The organism is Streptomyces sp. NPDC057682, from assembly GCF_042799575.1.
Taxonomy (GTDB): Bacteria; Actinomycetota; Actinomycetes; order Streptomycetales; family Streptomycetaceae; genus Streptomyces.
Window position 1 is genome coordinate 247,368 of the sequence record NZ_JBHVIN010000015.1, and the last position, 19,749, is coordinate 267,116.

At 72.9% G+C, this 19,749-nt stretch carries 17 protein-coding genes; 15 read left to right on the forward strand and 2 right to left on the reverse strand.

The window, feature by feature from the left end; translation table 11 throughout:
- Positions 1 to 236: 236 nt before the first annotated feature.
- The 5 genes from ACFVDM_RS27065 to ACFVDM_RS27085 all read left to right on the forward strand — a co-directional run bounded on the left by ACFVDM_RS27065 (position 237) and on the right by ACFVDM_RS27085 (position 5,550).
- Complete coding sequence (locus ACFVDM_RS27065) at positions 237 to 1,238, forward strand: NAD(P)H-dependent flavin oxidoreductase (RefSeq protein WP_383645387.1); 1,002 nt, start codon at positions 237 to 239, stop codon at positions 1,236 to 1,238.
- Positions 1,235 to 2,095, forward strand: a complete 861-nt coding sequence (locus ACFVDM_RS27070; protein ID WP_383645390.1) for an acyl-CoA thioesterase — start codon at positions 1,235 to 1,237, stop codon at positions 2,093 to 2,095. Before ACFVDM_RS27065 ends, ACFVDM_RS27070 begins: the two co-directional genes overlap by 4 nt.
- Before the next feature lie 200 nt (positions 2,096 to 2,295).
- On the forward strand, positions 2,296 to 3,063 hold the full coding sequence (locus ACFVDM_RS27075) for a crotonase/enoyl-CoA hydratase family protein (RefSeq protein WP_383645393.1): 768 nt from the start codon (positions 2,296 to 2,298) through the stop codon (positions 3,061 to 3,063).
- Positions 3,060 to 4,310: a CaiB/BaiF CoA transferase family protein gene (locus tag ACFVDM_RS27080; protein WP_383645396.1), complete on the forward strand. Its 1,251-nt coding sequence runs from the start codon at positions 3,060 to 3,062 to the stop codon at positions 4,308 to 4,310. Before ACFVDM_RS27075 ends, ACFVDM_RS27080 begins: the two co-directional genes overlap by 4 nt.
- A 349-nt stretch (positions 4,311 to 4,659) precedes the next feature.
- Positions 4,660 to 5,550, forward strand: a complete 891-nt coding sequence (locus ACFVDM_RS27085) for an HpcH/HpaI aldolase/citrate lyase family protein (RefSeq protein ID WP_383645399.1) — start codon at positions 4,660 to 4,662, stop codon at positions 5,548 to 5,550.
- Positions 5,551 to 5,665: 115 nt separating this feature from the next.
- Here the strand turns inward: ACFVDM_RS27085 and ACFVDM_RS27090 are convergent, their stop codons facing one another.
- Entirely contained in the window at positions 5,666 to 6,823 is a 1,158-nt protein-coding gene (locus ACFVDM_RS27090; protein ID WP_383645402.1) for an acyl-CoA dehydrogenase family protein, read from the reverse strand.
- A gap of 139 nt (positions 6,824 to 6,962) precedes the next feature.
- Positions 6,963 to 8,660 carry a class I adenylate-forming enzyme family protein gene (locus ACFVDM_RS27095; RefSeq protein ID WP_383645405.1) on the reverse strand — a complete coding sequence of 566 codons (1,698 nt, stop codon included), beginning with the start codon at positions 8,658 to 8,660 and terminating at the stop codon, positions 6,963 to 6,965.
- A 310-nt stretch (positions 8,661 to 8,970) separates the two neighbouring features.
- Between ACFVDM_RS27095 and ACFVDM_RS27100 the strand changes: the two genes are divergently transcribed.
- The 10 genes from ACFVDM_RS27100 to ACFVDM_RS27145 all read left to right on the forward strand — a co-directional run bounded on the left by ACFVDM_RS27100 (position 8,971) and on the right by ACFVDM_RS27145 (position 19,711).
- Entirely contained in the window at positions 8,971 to 10,128 is a 1,158-nt protein-coding gene (locus ACFVDM_RS27100) for an acyl-CoA dehydrogenase family protein (RefSeq protein ID WP_383645408.1), read from the forward strand.
- A 135-nt stretch (positions 10,129 to 10,263) separates the two neighbouring features.
- Positions 10,264 to 11,019, forward strand: coding sequence for an SDR family NAD(P)-dependent oxidoreductase (locus ACFVDM_RS27105; protein WP_383645411.1), 756 nt, complete (start codon positions 10,264 to 10,266; stop codon positions 11,017 to 11,019).
- A gap of 45 nt (positions 11,020 to 11,064) precedes the next feature.
- On the forward strand, positions 11,065 to 12,225 hold the full coding sequence (locus ACFVDM_RS27110; RefSeq protein WP_383645414.1) for a thiolase family protein: 1,161 nt from the start codon (positions 11,065 to 11,067) through the stop codon (positions 12,223 to 12,225).
- 68 nt (positions 12,226 to 12,293) lie between these two features.
- Positions 12,294 to 13,436 carry an acyl-CoA dehydrogenase family protein gene (locus ACFVDM_RS27115; protein ID WP_383645417.1) on the forward strand — a complete coding sequence of 381 codons (1,143 nt, stop codon included), beginning with the start codon at positions 12,294 to 12,296 and terminating at the stop codon, positions 13,434 to 13,436.
- Between the two features lie 9 nt (positions 13,437 to 13,445).
- Positions 13,446 to 14,624 carry an acyl-CoA dehydrogenase family protein gene (locus ACFVDM_RS27120; protein WP_383645420.1) on the forward strand — a complete coding sequence of 393 codons (1,179 nt, stop codon included), beginning with the start codon at positions 13,446 to 13,448 and terminating at the stop codon, positions 14,622 to 14,624.
- On the forward strand, positions 14,621 to 14,989 hold the full coding sequence (locus tag ACFVDM_RS27125; protein WP_383645423.1) for a Zn-ribbon domain-containing OB-fold protein: 369 nt from the start codon (positions 14,621 to 14,623) through the stop codon (positions 14,987 to 14,989). Before ACFVDM_RS27120 ends, ACFVDM_RS27125 begins: the two co-directional genes overlap by 4 nt.
- Positions 14,986 to 16,155 (forward strand): thiolase, encoded by a 1,170-nt coding sequence (locus ACFVDM_RS27130; protein WP_383645426.1) that lies wholly within the window; start codon positions 14,986 to 14,988, stop codon positions 16,153 to 16,155. The genes ACFVDM_RS27125 and ACFVDM_RS27130 overlap by 4 nt, the downstream gene beginning before the upstream one ends.
- Positions 16,152 to 17,027, forward strand: a complete 876-nt coding sequence (locus ACFVDM_RS27135; RefSeq protein WP_383645430.1) for a MaoC family dehydratase N-terminal domain-containing protein — start codon at positions 16,152 to 16,154, stop codon at positions 17,025 to 17,027. Before ACFVDM_RS27130 ends, ACFVDM_RS27135 begins: the two co-directional genes overlap by 4 nt.
- 97 nt (positions 17,028 to 17,124) lie before the next feature.
- Positions 17,125 to 17,886, forward strand: a complete 762-nt coding sequence (fabG, locus tag ACFVDM_RS27140) for a 3-oxoacyl-ACP reductase FabG (RefSeq protein WP_383645433.1) — start codon at positions 17,125 to 17,127, stop codon at positions 17,884 to 17,886.
- A 268-nt stretch (positions 17,887 to 18,154) separates the two neighbouring features.
- A complete protein-coding gene (locus ACFVDM_RS27145; RefSeq protein ID WP_383645436.1) occupies positions 18,155 to 19,711 on the forward strand; it encodes a long-chain-fatty-acid--CoA ligase in 1,557 nt (518 codons plus the stop codon).
- The last annotated feature ends 38 nt before the right edge of the window (positions 19,712 to 19,749 follow it).

Below are 19,749 nucleotides of genomic sequence, written 5' to 3' on the forward strand. Positions count from 1 at the left end.
CCACGGGGTTTATTTTCTCCCCCCGGCGCCGGGCGCGGCCGGCCCCCCCCCCCCCCCCCCCGGGTGGGCGGGCGAAATAGCCCCGGCCGCCCGACGGGGCCCACGTGTTTCCGGCCGGACCCCGGCGGCCTCTCGCCCGTCCGCGAGCACCGTGCCGGGGCCATGGGGCACACCCCTCGTTGACACCTGCCCGACGGACTGCGACAGTGCATTTGTCGAACGATCGTTTAGTAGGAGTGTGCCTCTTGCTCAGCACCAGATTCACCCGTGAGTTCGGGATCGAGCACCCCATCGTCCAGGGCGGCATGCAGTGGGTCGGCCGTGCGCCGCTGGTCGCCGCCGTCGCCAATGCCGGAGCGCTCGGCTTCATCACCGCGCTGACCCAGCCCACCCCCGACGCGCTGCGGGACGAGATCGCGCGGTGCAGGGAGCTGACGGACAAGCCGTTCGGGGTGAACCTGACGATCCTGCCGTCGATCACACCGCCCCCGTACGCCGAGTACCGGCAGGCCGTCATCGACTCCGGCGTGCCGTTCGTGGAGACCGCGGGGGCGAACCCGGTGGACCACCTGGAGCACTTCCACGCGCACGGGATCAAGGTCATCCACAAGTGCACCAGCGTGCGCCACGCGCTGAAGGCGCAGGAGATCGGGGTCGACGCCGTCAGTATCGACGGCTTCGAGTGCGCCGGGCATCCGGGCGAGGACGACATCCCCGGCCTGGTCCTGATCCCGTCCGCCGCCGACGCCCTGAGCATCCCGGTCCTGGCCTCCGGCGGGTTCGCCGACGGCCGCGGGCTGGTCGCCGCCCTGGCGCTCGGCGCCGACGGGATCAACATGGGCACCCGCTTCATGGCCACTGCCGAGTCCGGCATCCACCCCCGCGTCAAGGACCGGCTGGTGGAGGCGGGCGAGAACGACACCCGGCTGATCTTCCGGCAGTTGCGCAACACCGCGCGCGTCGCGGACAACGCGGTGAGCCGCGAGGTCGTGCGGATGCTGAACGAGGGCGCCGCGTTCCCCGACATCCGGCACCTCGTGGCCGGGGCCCGGGGTGCGCAGGTCTACGAGACCGGAGATCTGGACCACGGCATCTGGACCGCCGGCATGGTGCAGGGACTCATCCACGACATCCCGACCTGCGCCGAACTGGTCGGCAGGATCGTCCGGGACGCCGTGGGGATCATCGAGGGACGGCTCGACGCCTCGGTGACCGGGGCCCCCGCGACCGCGTCATGACCACGGCACGGCCCATCCCGTCCCTGCTGTCCCGGCCCGGGGGCGGGGCTCCACCGGAGGGGGTCCGCCTGACGGACCTCCTCGCTCTGGAACCGGTCGACGACGACCTGTTCCGGACCACGGCCACGCTCGACGAGCCCTTCTCCCTCTACGGGGGGCAGGTCGCCGCGCAGGCGCTGATGGCGGCCGGCCGCACCGTCGCCGCCGACCGCCCGCCGCACTCCCTCCACGGCTACTTCCTGCGCGCGGGCGACGCCGGCCGGCCCACCGCCTTCCAGGTCCACCGGGAGCGCGACGGCCGCTCGTACTCGGCGCGCCGCGTGGTGGCCACGCAGGACGGCGAGACCGTCTTCACCCTGTCGGCCTCGTTCCACATCGGCGAGGACGGCCGGGACCACTCCTTCTCCCCGGCCCCGGACGCTGCGCCCGCGGACGGGCTGCCCGCCGTGCGGCTGCCCCGTCTGGTCTCCGTGGAGGCGCGCGAACCCGCACAGCCGTACCCGGACTCCGTGTGGCCCACCCGCTTCTGGGCGCGGTGCACCGCACCGCTCGGCGACGACCCCCTCGTCCACGCGGCAGCCCTCACCTACCTCTCCGACGTCCTGAGCGGACTGGCTCCGTTCAGGGGCGCCGACGGGACGCCCATGAGCAGCCTGGACCACGCGGTGTGGTTCCACCGCCCGGCCCGGATGGACGAGTGGACGCTCCTCGACCTCGTCCCGCGCACGGTCGCGTCCGGCCGGGGCTGGTACACGGGCACCCTCACCGCCGCCGACGGCAGCCTGCGCGCGAGCCTGACCCAGGAGCAGTTGTTCCGCGGACGCCGCCCCGACCCGGGCGCGCCCGGGACTGCCTGACCCCTGCCCGCCCGGGTCGGCCCGACCCTCCGCCCGTCCGGTGGTGCCCCGTCGGCCCGGTGCGCCGTCGCTCACACCGGGTGGACACGCGGGGCCGCGGCCTCGTAATTTAACGAATGTTCGAAAGGGGTGGGGAGTGGTGGCGCCGACCCGCCCCACCGCATCCCGCACCGGATCACCGACCGCCCCAGGGGGCCCGCATGACCGACGCCGTACTCGCCGAGCACCGTCCCGACGGCATCACCGTCATCACGATCAACCGGCCCGAGGCGCGCAACGCCGTGAACAAGGCGGTCGCCGAGGGCGTCGCCGCCGCCCTCGACGCGCTGGACCGCCGCGACGACCAGGTCGTCGGCGTCCTCACCGGCGCGGGCGGCACCTTCTGCTCGGGCATGGACCTCAAGGCGTTCCTCGCGGGAGAGCGGCCGGTCGTGGAGGGGCGCGGGCTGTGCGGGATGACCGAGGTGCCGCCGCGCAAGCCGATGATCGCGGCCGTCGAGGGGTACGCCCTGGCCGGCGGCTGCGAGATCGTCCTCGCCTGCGATCTGGTCGTCGCAGCCGAGGACGCCCGCTTCGGCATCCCCGAGGTCAAGCGCGGCCTCGTCGCCCGAGCGGGCGGACTGCTGCGGCTGCCGCAGCGCATCCCCTACCAGATCGCCATGGAGATCGCCCTGACCGGCGGCTTCCTGGAGGCCAACCAGGCCTACTCCTTCGGCCTGGTCAACCGGATCACCGAGCGGGGCGGCGCACTCGACGGCGCCCTCGGACTCGCCGGGGAGATCGCGGCGAACGGGCCGCTGGCCGTCCGCGTCACCAAGGAGATCATCGCGGGACAGGCCGAGGAGCCCGTCACCGACGGCTGGGCCCGCATGCTGGAGCTCTCCGCCCCGGTCTTCACCTCCGAGGACGCCGAGGAGGGCCCCCGCGCCTTCGCCGAGAAGCGCGCGCCCCGCTGGACCGGACGATGAGCGCGGCCGGGGTTCCGGGGCACGGACCGGGCGGTGCGTCCGGCCGCCCCGGGCACGGGCGGCGGACGGACGCCGGGGCGCACCGGGACGACGCGCGCACCGGGCACGGGCCCCTCGCCGGGATCCGGATCGTCGAACTCGGGGGCATCGGGCCCGCGCCGTTCGCCGGGATGGTGCTCGCGGACCTCGGTGCCGAGGTGATCCGTGTCGACCGGCCCGCCGAGGCCGGCAGAGCCACGGCGCACCCGGTGCTGCACCGGGGCCGCCGCTCCGTCACCGTCGACCTGAAGCGGCCCGGGGGCGCCGCGCTGGTCCGCCGACTGATCGCCTCGGCCGACGCGGTCATCGAGGGTTTCCGGCCCGGCGTCGCCGAGCGGCTCGGACTGGGCCCGGAGGACTGCGCGGAGGGACACGACGCGCTGGTCTACGGACGGATGACGGGCTGGGGGCAGGACGGGCCGCTGGCCCAGGAGCCCGGCCACGACATCAACTACATCGCGCTCACCGGCGCCCTGCACGCCATCGCCCCGGCGGGCGGCGATCCCGTCGTGCCCGTCAACCTCGTCGGCGACTTCGGGGGCGGCGGCATGCTGCTGGCCCTCGGCGTGGTCAGCGCCCTGCTCCGGGCCCGGGCGACGGGGCGCGGCCAGGTCGTGGACGCCGCCATGACCGACGGCTCGGCACTCCTCCTCGCCATGACGTACGGCTTCCTGGCCCGTGGCGCCTGGGAGGACCGGCCCGGCGTCAACCTGCTCGACGGCGGGGCCCCGTTCTACGGCGTCTACCGCTGCGCCGACGACCGGCACGTGGCCCTGGGCGCCATCGAACCGCCCTTCTACGCCGCCCTGCTGGACGTCCTCGGACTCGCCGGCGACCCCGCCTTCGCCCGGCAGTACGACCGCACCGCCTGGCCCGCCATGAAGGCGCGGCTCACCGCGATCTTCGCGACCCGCGAACGGGACGCCTGGGCCGAGGAGTTCGACGGCAGGGGCGCCTGCGTCACCCCGGTCCTCTCGCTGACGGAGGCCGCCCGGCACCCGCACAACGTGGCCCGGGGCACCTACCGGCGCGGTGCCCTCGACGCCCCCGAACCCGCCGCGGCCCCGCGCTTCTCCGGCACGCCCGGAGCGGAACCCGCCGACGCCCCCGTCATCGGCGCCGACACCCACGAGGTCCTGGCCGCCCTCGGTGTGACGGACGAAGCACTGACGGAACTGCGCCGCGACGGCGTGGTCGGCAGCGCCTGACGGACGGCATCCCGTGGACGTACGCCCTGCCCTGACGCCGCGGTGTCGTCCGCGGTGCCCGGCCGGCCGCCGCCCCGCACACACCCCGACACGTACGCCCTGTACGTATACCCACGCGCGGGCGGGCACCGACCGCGCCACGAGGAAGGACGACACGGCCCATGGACCCACGCAGCACGGCACGGCACCCCGCCCGACGGACGGCCGCCCGGGAGGAGCGGAGGTCGCGGCGTCGCACCCGGTGCACCACCGTGTCCCTCCCGGTCTCCCCGGTCCGGTCCCTCCGCGCTCCCGCCGAGCCGGACCGGGCGCCGACGACGGGCCGGGGAGCGGTGCGCCGGAGCGACCGGTGGTGACCGCCCGCCCGCTGCGTTCGCTGCTCTCCGTCCCCGGCAGCAGCGAGAGGTTCATGGACCGTGCCCGCGACGCCGGGGCCGACGGACTCTGCTTCGACCTGGAGGACGCGGTCGCCGCCGCCGACAAGGCGGCGGCGCGGCGGCGCGTCGCCGCGAGCCTTCCCGGCTATCCCGCGAACGGCCGTGAACTGTGGGTCCGACCCAACGGCCCCGAATCCGGCCTTCTCGAAGCCGATCTGGACGCGGTCGTCGGCCCCGGCCTGCACGGGCTGCACCTGCCCAAGGTGGACCATCCCGGGGACCTCGTCCGGGTCGACCACTATCTGACGTACCTGGAACGCACTCGGGACCTGGCGCCCGGATCCGTCCGTCTCATGGCCTGGATCGAGTCCCCCGAAGGGCTCGCCCGGATCGAGGACATCTGCCGTACGGTCCCCGCGCGCCTCACCGCGGTGTCACTCGGCTCCGAGGACTACACCGCGGCCCTCGGCGTCCCCCGCACCCGGGACGCGGGGGAACTGACGTACGCGCGCGCCCGGATCGCCAACGCCGCCGCGGCGGCCGGCATCGGCGCGCTCGACGGTGCGGAGACCGACTTCCGCGATCCGGCCCTCTTCGAGGAGCAGGCCCGCAGGGCCCGGTCCGTCGGATTCGGCGGCAAGTTCTGCGTCCATCCCGGACAGATCGCCGCCGCCCACGCCGTGTTCGCCCCCACCGACGAGGAGACGGCCTGGGCCGCCCGGGTCGTCGCGGCCTTCGAGGCGCAGGGCCCCGACGCGGGCGCCATCGCCGTCGACGGGGCCATGGTCGACCGCCCCGTGCATCTGCGTGCCCTTCGGCTGCTCGGCCGTCGGCCGGACGGGGAGCCCCCGTCCGCGGCGTAGCACCTCTTCGCGGTGTCCTCCCGTACATGCCCGAGAGCCCGGACGGTGTTCGCACGCCGTCCGGGCTCTCGCTGTTCCGGGGTGTTGGTGCTCCGGGTGCCGGTGCCCCGCCGGATCAGAGCCCGAGGTCCTTGGCGATGATCGTCTTCATGACCTCGCTGGTGCCCCCGTAGATCCGCGAGACCCGGGTGTCCGCGTACAGACGGGCGATCGGGTACTCCATGATGTAGCCGTAACCGCCGTGCAGCTGAAGGCACTTGTCGATCACCCGGCCGGCGGCCTCGGTGCAGAACAGCTTCGCCTTCGCGGCGTCGGCGACGGACAGTTCGCCCACGTCGTGCAGGTCGAGCGCCCGGTCGGCCATCACCTGCATCGCCTCCACCTCGGTCGCGCATTCCGCGAGGACGAACTTGGTGTTCTGGAAGGCGGCGACCGGCCTGCCGAAGACCTGGCGGTCCCGGACGTAGCCGGTGGCGAACCGGAGCGCGGCGGCGGCCGAGGCGGCCGCGCCCAGCGCGATGGTCAGCCGCTCCTGCGGCAGGTTGTGCGTGAGGTAGGAGAAGCCCGCGCCCTCCTCGCCCAGCAGGTTCTCCACCGGCACCCGCACGTCCACGAAGGACAGTTCGGCGGTGTCGGAGGTCTTCAGGCCGATCTTCTGCAGCCTGCGGCCGACGGTGAAGCCCTCGGAGGCGGACTCCACACAGAGGATGGACAGACCGGCCCGCCGGTTCTCCGGCGTGGCGGGGGAGGTCCGGCACACGACCAGGACCAGATCGGCCAGCGCACCGCCGGTGATGAAGGTCTTCGCGCCGTTGAGCACGTAGTGCGTGCCGTCGGCGGAGAGTTCGGCGCGCGTGGTCATTCCGGCGAGGTCGGAGCCGGTGCCCGGCTCGGTCATCGCGATCGCGGTCATGAGGTCGCCGGAGGCGAACCCGGGCAGCCAGCGCCGCTTCTGCTCCTCGTTCCCGTACGCCATCAGATACGGAAGGATCAGATTGGCGTGCACGGAGTAGCTGCCGAAGGAGACGGCGGCCCGCTGGGTCTCCTCCATGACGACGGCCTGGTACTTGAAGCTGGTCTCCCCGGCCCCGCCGTACTCGGCCGGCACCTCCGTACCGAGGATCCCCAGTTCGCCGAGGCGGCGGTAGAAGTCGCGCGGCGGGTGGCCCTCGGCGGCCCACGCCTCCTGCTGCGGCTCCACCTCCTTCTCGATGAAGCTCCGCAGCATCGCGCGGAACGCCTCGTGGTCCTCGTTGAACACCGTACGGCGCACGGCACACACTCCTTGCTCTGATATTGGTCGAACGATCGTTACGGGAAGGGCGGCGGGCCCCGCCGGCCGGGAGGCGGATCGCCCCGTACGGCGGTGAGGTACGCGCGCGGGCCGGACGGGACCGGCCGGACGGGACGGTCTAGGCGGCGTCGCCGGAGCGGTGGAGGCGCCGGAGCTCCGTCTTGAGGATCTTGCCGGCGGCGGACGTGGGCAGGTCCCCGACGAAGTGGATCTCCCGCACCTTCTGGTACGGGGCGACCCGCTCGGCCACGTGGTCCATGAGCCGCCGGGCCAGGTCCGGTCCGGGCACGGCCGAGGGGCGGGGCACCACGTAGGCCACCGGGATCTCGCCCACGGACGGCGACGGCGCGCCGATCACCGACACCTGGTCGACGTCCGGATGGGCGGCGAGCAGCTCCTCCAGCCGGCCGGGGTACACGTTGTAGCCCTTGTAGATGAGCATGTCCTTGGCCCGGCCCACGATGAAGACATGCCCGCGCTCGTCCTGGTGCGCGAGGTCGCCGGTGCGCAGCCAGCCGTCGACGTACTGCTGCGCGGTCAGCTCGGGGTGGCCCAGATAGCCGGAGGTGACCTGGGGGCCGCGCGCCCAGAGCTCCCCGGTCTCGCCGGCCGGCAGGACGCGCCCGGTGTCGACGGGGTCGCGGATCTCGATCTCCGTGTCGAAGACGGGCAGCCCCGCCGAGCCGACCGGGACCGGGTCCTCGGGGTCGACGAGTCCGGTGACCAGGCCCATGGTCGCCTCGGTCAGGCCGTAGCCCTCCACCACCGAGGCGTTCGGGAAGAGGCGGGCCAGGGCGGCCGACGTCGTGGTGTCGATGGGCGCGGCGCCGGAGTTCACCGTCACGACCTCGGGGTAGCAGCGCCCGTCGGACGCGGCGATGAGCGCGTGCAGCAGGGCCGGAGAGCCCGTCACATGGGTGACGTGGCGCTCGGCCACCAGCGACAGGTAACGCACCGGATCGAACCGGCCGCCGGTCAGGATCGCCGTCTGTCCGGCCAGGACGTTGTTGGTCTGGCTGATCAGGCCCATCGCGTGGAACAGCGGCGCCACGGCGATCCCGGTGCCGCTGCCGGGCCCGGTCATCGTCGCCGTACGGGCCGAGGGCACCGCCTCCAGGTGGACGCCGCCGTGCTCGTCCCGGGCGGGCAGGGCGCCCGTGCGCCAGCAGGTGAACTGCACGACGTTGGCGACGACGTGGCGGTGCCGCACCATCACGGCCTTGGAGCGGCCGGTCGTGCCGCCGGTGAACGACAGATGGGCGAGCGCCTCGGGCGAGACGGCCGGAAGTGGGGTATCGGGGGCCGTGAGCAGGTCCTCGAACGGGGTGGTGCCCGGCGGCGGGCCGTCCGCCCCGGCAGGTGCCGGAGCGGCCCGCGTGGGCGGAACGGCGGCGACCAGCACCAGGCCGTCCGTGCCCGCCGCGCGCAGGGCGGGTTCGGTCGCCGGGTGGGTGAGGACGGCGCGGGTGGCGACCTCGGCGAGCTGCTCGCGCAGCGCGGCGGGCGGCAGCGCGGGATTCACCGGGGTCACGGTCGCCCCCGCGAGGAGGACGCCGTAGTACGTGACGGTGAACCACAGCGAGTTGGGCTGGTGCAGGGCCACCACGTCGCCCGGCGCGATGCCGTGGGCGCGCAGGCCCTGGGCGACGCGGTGTGCCCGGTCGTGGAGCTCCGCGTAGGTCAGCGTGTCCTCGCCGTCCCGGAGCGCGACGCGTCGGGGGTAGCGGCGGGCGGATCCGGCGAGGATGTCGCCGATCGTGGCGTCCTGCGGATAGTCGAGTGAGGTGGGCATTCCCTTGGGCTTGCGCGGGTGCATGGGGGCTCCGTTGGCTGCGGCGCGGGCGCGGTGAACGAGCACGATTCATCTGGCCGAACATTCGTTAAGTTATGAGGCCGGGGGATGCTTGTCCACCCTCCTGGGTAGCGGAAGCGGAGTCGGGAAAGGGGCTGGACGGGCCGGGCGGGCGTGTCGGCGGGGGCGCGGAGGTGTCCCGGCCCGGGGTGGTCGGATGGGCGATGTGACGTGGGCGACATGACGGCCCATGGACGTACCCGCACTGACGGGACTAGCTTAACGATCGTTCGAATGGGGATCGGAGACGTCCCACTCGCTGAGGAGGCTGCTCGTGCGGCGCACACTGTTCACCGACGACCACGAGGCGTTCCGGACGACCGTCCGGGACTTCATCGCCAAGGAGGTCGTGCCCGAGTTCGACGCCTGGCAGGAGCAGGGGCACCCACCGCGCGACTTCTACCGGCGCCTGGGCGAACTGGGCGTCCTCGGCATCAACGTGCCGGCCGCGTACGGCGGCGCCGGCGAGACCACGATCAAGTACGCCGCCGTGATCGCGGAGGAGACCCACCGCGTCGGCGTCAGCCTCGGCAACTACCAGGCCTACGCGCTGATGATCCTGCCGTATCTGCTGACCTGCACGAACGAGGAGCAGAAGCGGCGCTGGCTGCCCGCCTTCGTTCGCGGCGACCTGCTGCCCGCGATCGCCATGACCGAGCCGGGCACCGGCTCCGACCTGGCCGGCATGACCACCCGGGCGGAACTGTCCGAGGACGGCACGCACTACGTCCTCAACGGCGCCAAGACCTTCATCACCGGCGGTGTCACCGCCGATCTGGTCCTCGTGGTCTGCCGCACCTCGCCGGCGCCCGCCGACGACCGCCGGGGCGGGCTGTCGATCCTCTGCGTCGACAGGTCCTCCGAGGGCTACGCCGTCGGCCGCAGGCTCCAGAAGATGGGCCTGAAGGCCTCCGACACCGCTGAGCTGTCCTTCACCGACGTGAAGGTGCCCGTCGGGAACCTGCTGGGCGAAGAGGGCAGGGCCTTCGACTACCTCACCCGGAACCTGGCCCAGGAGCGGCTGTCCATCGCCGTCTTCAACGCGGCGGCCGCCGAGGCCGCCATCCGCTTCGCCACCGACTACGTCAAGGACCGCCAGGTCTTCGGCAAGCCTGTCGCCTCCTTCCAGAACACCAAGTTCGTCCTCGCCGAATGCGCCGCCGAGACCGAGGCGCTGCGCACCCTGGTCGACAAGGCCGTCGAACTGCACGACCGGGGCGAACTCTCGGTCGCCGACGCCGCCAAGGCCAAGCTCTTCAGTACCGAGGCGTCCGGCCGCGTCATCGACAAGTGCCTCCAGCTGCACGGCGGTTACGGCTACATCCTCGAATACCCGATCGCCCGCCTCTACGCGGACGCCCGCGTGGCGCGGATCTACGGAGGCACCAGCGAAATCATGAAAACGATCATCGCCAAGGACCTCGGCCTCTGAGCCCCGAGCCTCACCCGCCCCGCTCCGCCCGCCGGCTCCCGTCCCGCTCCACCCGCCCCGCCGGCTCCCGTCCCCACCGCTCCCGTCCCCCGCTTCCTCCGTTCCGCTCACCCACCCCGTACCGAAGGGCCAGACATGCAGATCAACGGTTCGTCCGCCGTCATCACCGGTGGTGCCTCCGGCCTCGGACTCGCCACCGCCAGGAAGCTGCTCGCCGCCGGAGGCAAGGTTGTCCTGCTCGACCTGCCCGGCTCCGACGGCGCCGCCGTCGCCGAGGACATCGGCGCGGTCTTCGTCCCCGGCGACGTCACCAGCGAGGCCGACGCCGCCGCTGCCGTCGCCGCGGCCGCCGCGCTCGCCCCGCTGCGCATCGCCGTCAACTGCGCCGGCATCGGCGGCTCGCGCCGCACCGTGAACCGGGAAGGCGCCTACCCGCTGGAGCAGTTCACCCGGATCGTCACCGTGAACCTCATCGGCACCTTCAACGTGCTGCGGCTGGCCGCCGCCGAGATCGCCCGGAACGAGGTGACCGAAGGCGAGCGGGGCGTCATCGTCAACACCGCGTCCGTCGCGGCCTACGAGGGCCAGATCGGCCAGGTCGCGTACTCCGCCTCCAAGGGCGGCATCGTCGGGCTGACCCTGCCCGCCGCCCGCGACCTCGCCGGTCTGGGGATCCGTGTGGTGACCATCGCGCCCGGCCTCTTCAACACCCCTCTGCTCGGCCGCGCCTCCCAGGAGGTCAAGGACGCCCTCGGCGCCCAGGTCCCGCACCCCGCGCGCCTCGGGGAACCCGACGAGTACGGCGCGCTGGCCGAGCACATCATCACCAACCCGATGCTGAACGGCGAGGTCATCCGCCTCGACGGCGCCATCCGCATGTCCCCCAAGTAGACCCGGCAACGCCCCACCCCACCCGCTCGCACAAGGAGATTCACGATGCGTGACGCAGTCATCGTCGATGCCGTACGCACCCCGGTCGGCAAGGGCAAGCCCGGCGGCGCCCTGTCCGGGATCCACCCCGTGGACCTGTCCGCGCACGTCCTGAAGGCGCTCGCGGAGCGCAACGGCCTCGACCCGGTCACCGTGGACGACGTCGTCTGGGGCTGTGTCTCGCAGGTCGGCGAGCAGACCGGCGGCGTCGGCCGGTACGCGGTCCTCGCCGCGGGCTGGCCGGAGAGCGTCCCCGGCCTGACCGTCGACCGGCAGTGCGGCTCCTCGCAGCAGGCCGTGCACCAGGTCGCCGCCGGCGTCATCGCGGGCCAGTACGACATCGCCGTCGCCGGCGGCGTCGAGTCCATGTCCCGGGTGCCCATGGGCTCGGCCCGCGCGGGCGGTGCCGCCGGCCGGCCGTACGGGCCGCTCGTCATGCAGCGCTACGACCACTACCGGTTCAACCAGGGCATCGGCGCCGAGATGATCGCCGAGGAGTTCGGGCTGAGCCGTGAAGAGCTCGACCAGCACGCCGTCGACTCGCACGCCCGCGCCGCCCGCGCCATCGACGAGGGCCGCTTCACGGGCCAGATCGCGCCGGTCGCCCTGGAGGACGGCACGGTCGTCGACACCGACGAGGGCGTGCGCCGCGGCGGCACCGTGGAGAAGCTCGGCGAGCTGAGGACGCCGTTCAAGGAGGACGGCGTCATCTCCGCGGGCAACGCCTCGCAGATCTCCGACGGTGCGGCGGCCCTTCTGATCACCACCTCCGAGATCGCCGCGCGCAACGGCTGGACGCCCCTGGCCCGCTTCCACACCGGCACCGTCACCGGCGTCGACCCGATCACCATGCTCAAGGGTCCGATCCCGGCCACGGAGAAGGTGCTGCGGCGTTCGGGGATCGCCCTCGACGAGATCGGCGCGTACGAGATCAACGAGGCCTTCGCCTCCGTATCGCTCGGCTGGCAACGCGTGCTCGGCGCCGACTACGCGCGGATGAACCCCAACGGCGGCGCCATGGCCCTCGGCCACCCGCTCGGAGGCTCCGGCGCCCGGCTGATGACGACGCTCGTGCACCACATGAGGGACCGGGGCATCCGCTACGGCCTGCAGTCCATGTGCGAGGGCGGCGGCATGGCCAACGCCACCGTCCTCGAACTGCTCTGACACCTCATCACTTCCACCTGCCGTGGCCCGGCCGTCTCCGTGGCCCGGCCGCCGAAAGGACACCGACCATGGACGCAGACGACTTCCGCGCGGTCAGGGACGCGGTACGCCGCTTCGTACGCGAGGACGTCGTCCCGCGCGAGGACGAGATCGAGGCCACCGACGCCATCCCCGCGGACATCCGGGCCAAGGCCGTCGACATGGGCCTGTTCGGCTACACGCTGCCCGAGGAGTACGGTGGCCTCGGCGCGAACCTCGTCGAGGACGTGCGGCTCGCCTTCGAGTTCGGGTACACCACCCCGGCGTTCCGGTCGATGTTCGGCACGAACAACGGAATCGCCGGCAAGGTCCTGGTGAACGCCGGGACCGAGGAACAGCGCCGCACCTGGCTGCCCCGCCTCGCCGCGGGCGAGGTCGCCTCCTTCGCGCTGACCGAGGCCGAGGCGGGATCCGACCCGTCCGGACTGACCACCCGCGCGGTCCACGACGGCGACGGCTATGTCCTCACCGGCTCCAAGCGGTTCATCACCAACGCGCCGCTGGCCGGCCTGTTCGTCGTCTTCGCCCGCACGGGCGAGGAGACGTACGGGACCAGGGGCATCTCGGTCTTCCTCGTCCAGGCCGGGCTGCCCGGTGTGTCGGTCGGCCCCAAGGACCACAAGACCGGACAGGCCGGCGCCTGGACCGCCGAGGTCTTCCTCGACGGCGTACGCGTCGGCGCGGACGCGCTGGTCGGCGGCGAGGAGGGGGCCGGCTTCGGGGCCGCCATGACCTCGCTCGTCCGCGGCCGCGTCCACATCGCCGCGCTCTGCGTCGGCATGGCCGAAAGGATCCTGGAGGAGTCCGTCGCCCACGCCGCCACCAGCAGACAGGGCGGGCGGCCGATCGGCGAGTTCCAGCTCGTCCAGGCGATGCTGGCCGAGATCCAGACCGGCGTGTACACCGGGCGGGCCGCCGTCCTGGAGGCCGCGCGCCGGTACGACTCCGGGGAGGACCGCAGGATCGGCCCCTCCGCCGTGAAGCTGTACTGCTCGGAGATGGTGTCCCGGGCCGCCGACCTCGCCGTGCAGATCCACGGCGGCATGGGCTACATGCGCGGCACCGTCGTGGAACGCTGCTTCCGCGACGCCCGTCTGTTCCGCATCTACGAGGGCACCAGCGAGATCCAGAAGCTGATCATCGGCCGTGCCCTGCTCAAGGGAGCGAAGTAAGCCATGGCCATGACCGAGATCCCACTCATCGCCGGCCTCTCCGAGGACGAACGCGCCATCGTCGAGGTCGTCGCGGACTTCGTGGACCACGAGGTCCTGCCCGTGGTCCGGGAGCTGGAGCACACCGACACCTACCCCGAACGGCTCATCGAACAGATGAAGCGGCTGGGCGTGTACGGACTGCTCGCCCCCGCCGAACACGGCGGCACGGACGTCTCCACCGCCTGCTTCGCCCTGGTCGCCCAGGAACTCGCACGCGGCTGGATGTCCCTGTCCGGGGCCATGGGCGGCCACTCCGTGGTCACCTACCTCATCCGTACCTTCGGCACCCCCGAGCAGCGGGCCGCCCATCTGCCGCGCCTGGCCACCGGCGAGATCCGCGCCACGATGGCGCTCACCGAACCCGGCGGCGGCTCCGACCTCCAGGCCATGGGCACCCGGGCCGTGCTCGCGGACGGCACCTGGACGGTCCACGGCACCAAGACCTGGATCACCAACTCCCGGCGCGCCGGCCTCATCGCCCTGCTGTGCCGCACCGAACCCCGGCAGGGCAAGGGCTTCTCGATCCTCCTGGTCGAGAAGGACGCCGGCTACCAGGTCTCCCGGGACCTCCCCAAACTGGGCTACAAGGGCGTCGAGAGCTGCGAGGTCGTCTTCGACGGCGTCACCGTCCCCGAATCGGCCGTCCTCGGCGGGGAGGCCGGCTCCGGCTTCGCGCAGATGATGCGCGGACTGGAGATCGGCCGCATCCAGGTCGCCTCCCGCGCCCTCGGCGTCGCCCAGGCCGCCCTGAACGACGCCACCCGCTACGCCCAGGAACGCCAGACCTTCGGGCAGCCCATCTGGCAGCACCAGTCCATCGGCAACTACCTGGCCGACGGCGCCACCAGGCTCCGGGCGGCCCGCCTGCTGACCCTCGACGCCGCCGCCCGCGTCGACGCGGGGGAACGCGCCGACCTGGAGGCCGGCATGGCGAAGCTGTTCGCCTCCGAGGTCTGCATGGAGATCGCGCTCAACGCGGTCCGGGTGCACGGCGGTTACGGCTACTCCACGGAGTTCGACGTCGAGCGCTACTTCCGGGACGCCCCGCTGATGATCGTCGGCGAGGGCACCAACGAGATCCAGCGGAACGTCATCGCCCGCCAGCACATCGCCCGCCACCGCATCGACGACGGAGGCCGCCGATGACCGCCCCCGCCCAGGGTTACGCCGACGGCCTCGCGGCCGGTGAGCTGCGCTTCCAGCACTGCCAGGACTGCGCACGCCCGGTCTTCCACCCGCGCGTCCTGTGCCCGCACTGCGGAGCCGAATCCCTCCGCTGGCGGCCCTGCGCCGGGCTCGGCACCGTCTACGCGACGACCGTGCTGCACCCGCGCGGCAGCGCCCCGTACAACGTCGCCCTCGTCGACCTCGACGAAGGCTTCCGGATGATGAGCCGGGTGGAGGGCGTCGCGCCCGAGGACGTCACCATCGGCGCACGGGTCGCCGTCGCCGTCATCACCGAGGACGGCGAACCGCTCGCCGTCTTCCGCCCCCTGGAGGTACGCGCATGAGCGCCACCGCCGGACTGCGCGGCCGGGCCGCCGTCGTCGGCGTCGCCGAGTCCGACCTGGGGCAGGTGGCCCCCGGACTGACCCACTTCGACCTCATGGGCCAGGCGACGGCCCGCGCCCTGAAGGACGCCGGGCTGAAGAAGTCCGACGTCGACGGATTCTTCTGCGCCTCGTCCTACCTGCCCTTCCCCACCCTCGACGTCGCGGAGTACCTGGGCATCCGCCCGGTCTACGCCGACTCGACCAACATCGGCGGCAGCTCCTTCGTCGCTCATCTGCTCCACGCGTCCCTGGCGATCGCGTCCGGACTGTGCACGACCGCCCTCATCGCCTACGGCTCCACCCAGCGCTCCGACGGCGGGCGCCTCGTCTCGCCGACGAAACTGCTGCCCTGGGAGGAGGCCTACCGGCCGCGCTACCCCGTCTCCATGTACGCGCTCGCCGCCTCCCGGCACATGCACGAGTTCGGCACCACCCGGGAACACCTGGCCGAGGTCGCCGTCGCCGCCCGGGACTGGGCCCAGCTCAACCCGAAGGCGTTCACCTACGGGCAGGGACCGCTCACCGCCGACGAGGTGCTCGACTCCCGCATGATCAGCCACCCGCTGACGTCCAGGGACTGCTGCCTCGTCACCGACGGCGGGGGCGCGGTCGTCCTCACCAGCGCCGAACGGGCCCGTGACCTAGGCGTCACCCCCGCCTACCTCCTCGGCGGCGGCGAGGCGACCTGGCACCGTTCCATCTCGCAGATGCCCGATCTCACGACGACGGCCGCCACCGACTCCGGACGGCGCGCCTACGCGATGGCCGGACTGAAACCCGCCGACGTCGACGTGGTCCAGCTCTACGACGCCTTCACCATCAACACCTTGCTGTTCCTGGAGGACCTGGGCTTCTGCGCCAAGGGCGAGGGCGGTGCCTTCGTCGCGGACGGACGCATCGCGCCCGGCGGAGAGCTCGCCGTCAACACCAACGGCGGCGGCCTCGCGTACTGCCACCCCGGCATGTACGGCATCTTCCTCATCATCGAGGCCGTACGGCAGCTGAGGGGCGAGGGCGGGGCGCGCCAGCAGCCGAACGTGAACGTCGCCCTGGTCAACGGCAACGGTGGCGTCCTGTCGAGCCAGGCCACCGCCCTCCTCGGCACGGCGGAGGCGCTCGGATGACCGCCGGAGCCGCCGAGGCGTTCGCCGCGATCGAGGCCGGATGGCGTCCCGGCCCCGTGGAGACCACCGGGTCCGTCGACGCCGCACCCGGCCTGGCCCTGTCCGGCCTGTTCGACGTGGAGCCCGCCGTCCGTGACGAAGGTGACCCGCTGCCGCCCCTGTGGCACTGGCTCCACCTCCTGGACCGGCCCGCCCAGGCCGGACTGGGCGAGGACGGACATCCCACGGACGGGCTGTTCCTCCCGCCGCTGCCCCGCCGGCGCCGGATGTTCGGCGGCGGCCGGGTCGCCTTCCACGCCCCGATCCTCGTCGGCGACCGGGTGACCCGGCGCAGCGAGGTCGTCTCCGTACGGCTCCGCGAGGGCGGCTCCGGCCTGCTGCTCCTGGTGACCGTGCGGCACACCTGGACGGTGGACGGGCAGCCGCGCACCGTCGAGGAGCAGGACATCGTCTACAAGCAGCCCGACGGCCGCCCCGCGGCCCGGACCGCCGGGCCGTCGGAGGACGGACACCCCCGGGAGCCGTGGGAGTTCACGCTCCGCCCGGACGAGACCCTGCTGTTCCGCTTCAGCGCGCTCACGTACAACGCGCACCGCATCCACTACGACCGCGCCTACGCCCGCGACACCGAGGGCTACCCGGACCTCGTCGTCCACGGGCCGCTGCTCGCCCTGGCGCTGCTGGAACTGCCGCGCCGGTACGCGCCCGACCGGCGGGTGACGTCGTTCGCCTTCCGGTCCCGGGCGCCGCTGTTCGCCCCCGAGCCCTTCACCGTCGCCGGGACCCCGGCGGCCGACGGCGCCTCGGCGGCCCTGTCCGCCCGGACCGCCGGCGCCGCCCCCGCCGTCACCGCGACCGTCACGTTCGCCTGACGGACAAGGTCCGCTTCACGCACCCGGTGCGCGTCCACGCCTGACCGCGCCCTCGTCCCCGAACCGCCCCACCCCTTCAGCCCATCAGGAGTCCACCGTGTCCGAGTCGGCCCAGAAGGTCGCCGTCGTCACCGGAGCAGCCCGCGGCATCGGCGCCGCCACCGCGCTCCGCCTCGCCCGGGACGGCTTCGCCGTCGCCGTGCTCGACCTCGACGAGACGGCCTGCGCCGACACCGTCGCCGCCATCGGGAAGGAGGGCGGGACGGCGCTCGCGGTCGGCGTGGACGTCGCCGACGCGGCGAGGGCCGAGGCGGCGGTCGAGCGTGTCGCCGCCGAGCTCGGAGCCCCGCTCGTCCTCGTCAACAACGCCGGGATCACCCGCGACAACCTCCTCTTCAGGATGACCGAGGAGGACTGGGACGGTGTGCTCGGCGTGCATCTGCGCGGGGCGTTCCTGATGACCCGGGCCTGTCAGAAGCACATGACGGCCGCCGGATGGGGCCGTGTCGTCAATCTGTCCTCCACCGCCGCCCTCGGCAACCGCGGTCAGGTCAACTACTCCGCGGCCAAGGCCGGGATGCAGGGCTTCACCAAGACCCTGGCCGTCGAACTGGGGAAGTTCGGCATCACGGCCAACGCCGTCGCGCCCGGCTTCATCGCCACGGAGATGACGGCGAAGACCGCCGAACGCGTCGGACTGTCCTTCGAGGGCTTCAAGGCGCGGGCCGCCGCCAACACCCCCGTGGGGCGGGTCGGCGAGCCCGCCGACATCGCCCACGCGGTGTCGTTCTTCGCCGGTGAGGCCGCCGGATTCGTGACCGGCCAGGTGCTCTACGTCGCCGGGGGACCCCGGGGCTGAGCCGCGAGGGGCTGCCCGCCGGTTGGCCCCCTTTTCCTTGCAGAACGTTCGTTCAGGTCATTGACCGGGACCCGTACGCGGGCCATGCTCACTGCAAGCACCACGCGCGCGGCCCGGACGGGGCCGCTGCCGACGGAACGGGCACGCCCCGCTCCTTGATGCCGGGCGCTGTCCGAACGTGGCCGCCCACCCCTCCGATGCGAGCCGGACCCGAGCGCCCCCGTGCGCGTCCGGCCCCGTCGACGATGCCGATGGAGGACTTCCGCACATGGGTCCCTTTCTGCCCGACGCCGTACGCGCCCACGCCCGCAGGGCCCCCGGCGCCCCCGCCGTGAGCGAGGGCGGCCGCACGCTCGGCTACGGCGCGCTCGACACACGCAGCAACCGCCTCGCCCAGGCGCTCCTCGCCGAGGGCCTCACCCCGGGACAACGCGTCGGGTACCTCGCGCGCCCCGGCATCCTCGGCGCGGAGGTCCTGCTCGCCTGCGCCAAGGCGGGCCTCGTGGCGACCCCGCTGAACTGGCGCCTCGCCGCACGCGAACTCACCCGGATCGCCGCCGACGCCGAACTCGCGCTCATGATCACCCAGTCCGAGTTCCTCGGCCCGGCCCGGAGCGTCGCCGAGGCCCGCCCCGGCACCCCGCTCGTCATCGACGGCGACGGCGACGGCGAGGCGGGGGCGTACGCGTACGAGACGTGGCTGAGCGGCGCCGCGGACGAGGACCCCGGCCGGGGCTCCGAGAACGCCGTCTACCTCCAGCTGTACACCTCCGGCACCACCGGGCTGCCCAAGGGCGTCCAGCTCACCCTGGAGAACACCATCGCCGGCCCCGCGCAGCTCGCCGAGATGGAATGGCGCCCCGAGGCGATCGCCCTGAACGCCATGCCGGTCTTCCACATCGCCGGCACCGGCTGGCTCATCCAGGCCCTCAACGCGGGCGCCCGGACCGTCACCATGCCCGACTTCCGCCCCACGGACGCCGTGGAGCTGATGGAACGGGAACGGATCACGCACGCCTTCTTCGCTCCCTCCATCCTCCATATGCTCACCACCGTCCCGGGCATCGAGGACCGCGACTTCTCCGCGCTGGAGACCATCGTCTACGGTTCGTCACCGATCACCCCGGCCCTGCTGCGCCGCTCCATGAAGATCTTCGGCTGCGCCTTCTACCAGAAGTACGGACAGACCGAGAACGTCGGCTCCTCCACCCGGCTGCTCAGCGAGGACCACGATCCGGACGGCCCCCGCGCGCATCTGCTGCGCTCGGCGGGGCTGCCCTTCCCGTACGTCGACCTGAGGATCACCGACCCGGTGACGGGCGAGCCGCTGCCCCGGGGCGAGGTGGGCGAGATCCTGGTCCGCTCCCACCAGGTGATGCCCGGCTACTGGAACCGCCCGGAGGAGAACGCGAAGACCCTCACCGAGGACGGCTTCCTGCGCACCGGTGACGCCGGCTGTCTCGACGCCGAGGGCTACCTCTTCATCACCGACCGCATCAAGGACATGGTCATCACGGGCGGCGAGAACGTCTACCCCATCGAGGTCGAGTCGGTGCTCGCCGAGCATCCGGCGGTCCTCGACGTGGCGGTCTACGGCACGCCCCACGCCACCTGGGGCGAGGCCGTCACGGCGGCGGTCGTCCTGCGCGCGGACGCGGACCCGGTCACGGAGGCCGAACTCATCGCGTTCGCCAAGGAGCGCATCGCCTCGTACAAGAAGCCCCGCACCGTCCACTTCATGGACGAACTGCCGCGCAACCCCAGCGGCAAGATCCTCAAGAGGGTCCTGCGCGACACCACCGGGGGCGGGGAATCCTCTGCCTGACGGGCGTGACAGGGGACGGCCCCCGCATCCGCGGGGGC

What these genes read in the sequence shown, in the direction of transcription:
- ACFVDM_RS27070 (WP_383645390.1), top strand. Translation starts at nt 1,235, where the DNA reads ATGACCACGGCACGGCCCATCCCGTCCCTGCTGTCCCGGCCCGGGGGC.
- ACFVDM_RS27075 (WP_383645393.1), top strand. Translation starts at nt 2,296, where the DNA reads ATGACCGACGCCGTACTCGCCGAGCACCGTCCCGACGGCATCACCGTC.
- ACFVDM_RS27080 (WP_383645396.1), top strand. Translation starts at nt 3,060, where the DNA reads ATGAGCGCGGCCGGGGTTCCGGGGCACGGACCGGGCGGTGCGTCCGGC.
- ACFVDM_RS27095 (WP_383645405.1), bottom strand. Translation starts at nt 8,660, where the DNA reads ATGCACCCGCGCAAGCCCAAGGGAATGCCCACCTCACTCGACTATCCG.
- ACFVDM_RS27105 (WP_383645411.1), top strand. Translation starts at nt 10,264, where the DNA reads ATGCAGATCAACGGTTCGTCCGCCGTCATCACCGGTGGTGCCTCCGGC.
- ACFVDM_RS27110 (WP_383645414.1), top strand. Translation starts at nt 11,065, where the DNA reads ATGCGTGACGCAGTCATCGTCGATGCCGTACGCACCCCGGTCGGCAAG.
- ACFVDM_RS27115 (WP_383645417.1), top strand. Translation starts at nt 12,294, where the DNA reads ATGGACGCAGACGACTTCCGCGCGGTCAGGGACGCGGTACGCCGCTTC.
- ACFVDM_RS27120 (WP_383645420.1), top strand. Translation starts at nt 13,446, where the DNA reads ATGACCGAGATCCCACTCATCGCCGGCCTCTCCGAGGACGAACGCGCC.
- ACFVDM_RS27125 (WP_383645423.1), top strand. Translation starts at nt 14,621, where the DNA reads ATGACCGCCCCCGCCCAGGGTTACGCCGACGGCCTCGCGGCCGGTGAG.
- ACFVDM_RS27130 (WP_383645426.1), top strand. Translation starts at nt 14,986, where the DNA reads ATGAGCGCCACCGCCGGACTGCGCGGCCGGGCCGCCGTCGTCGGCGTC.
- ACFVDM_RS27135 (WP_383645430.1), top strand. Translation starts at nt 16,152, where the DNA reads ATGACCGCCGGAGCCGCCGAGGCGTTCGCCGCGATCGAGGCCGGATGG.
- ACFVDM_RS27145 (WP_383645436.1), top strand. Translation starts at nt 18,155, where the DNA reads ATGGGTCCCTTTCTGCCCGACGCCGTACGCGCCCACGCCCGCAGGGCC.